The sequence below is a fragment of the Nocardia sp. TBRC8007 genome (assembly GCF_056629435.1).
On the sequence record NZ_JBWSOR010000104.1, the window covers coordinates 1 to 970 of the forward strand.

Annotated in this window: 1 protein-coding gene; it reads left to right on the top strand. The window is 70.8% G+C overall.

The window, feature by feature from the left end:
* Positions 1-970, top strand: a 970-nt coding sequence (locus tag ACX4ZE_RS22795) for a phosphopantetheine-binding protein (RefSeq protein WP_480275512.1), incomplete at both ends; no start/stop codon positions are given.

Below are 970 nucleotides of genomic sequence, written 5' to 3' on the forward strand. Positions count from 1 at the left end.
CCCCCATCTGGGTTTGGTCGACGACGTTCGCGCGGTCGAGCGGCTGCGTGCGGGGCAGCCGGTCAGCCCCGGCCTCGGTGGAATCGGCCTCGGTGGAATCGGGTTCGAACAGATCGCGGCCCCCTGCGGCGACCGCGCCGGTGTGGGACTGCTCCCGGAGGACCTGTATGCCCTCGGCACGCGACTGGGGTTCACCACCGCGGTGACGTGGTCGACGCACGCGGGGTGCATGGACGCGGTATTCGTCGACGCCACGCTCGCGCACGGTAAACACCTCACCGAGGTGTTCGCGGCACCGGCGGTGCGGAAAGACCCCGCCCGCGATACCAACAATCCGCAGGCGGGCCTGCTGACCGCGGACGTGCGCCGCTTCGCGGCCGACCGGCTGCCGGAGTTCATGGTCCCGGCCGTGGTGGTATCGGTCGAGGCGATGCCGTTGACCCCGAACGGGAAACTCGACCGCGCGGCGTTACCGGACCCGGAAATCGTGTCCGGGGTGGGGTATCGGGCGCCGCGCACGGCACGCGAACAGGCGCTGGCCGAGCTGTTCGGGGACGTCCTCGGGGTGGCCCGGATCGGGATCGACGACGACTTCTTCGACCTGGGGGGACATTCCCTGCTGGCGACCCGGCTGGTGAGCCGGATCCGGACCGTCCTGGGGGTCGAGGTGCCGATCCGGGTGGTGTTCGACGCCCCCACCGTCGCCCGGCTGGCCCCCCGCCTCGACGACGAAACCACAGTACGGCCGGTATTGGCGGTGGCAAAGCGGCCGGAGCCGATACCGGTGTCGTTCGCGCAGCGACGGTTGTGGTTCCTCCACCGGTTCGAAGGCCCCTCGGCCACCTACAACATGCCGCTGGGGATGCGGCTGACGGGCACGGTGGACGTGGCGGCATTGCGGGCGGCGCTCACCGATGTGGTGGGGCGACACGAAAGCCTGCGGACGGTGTTCGCCGACGTCGACGGGGCA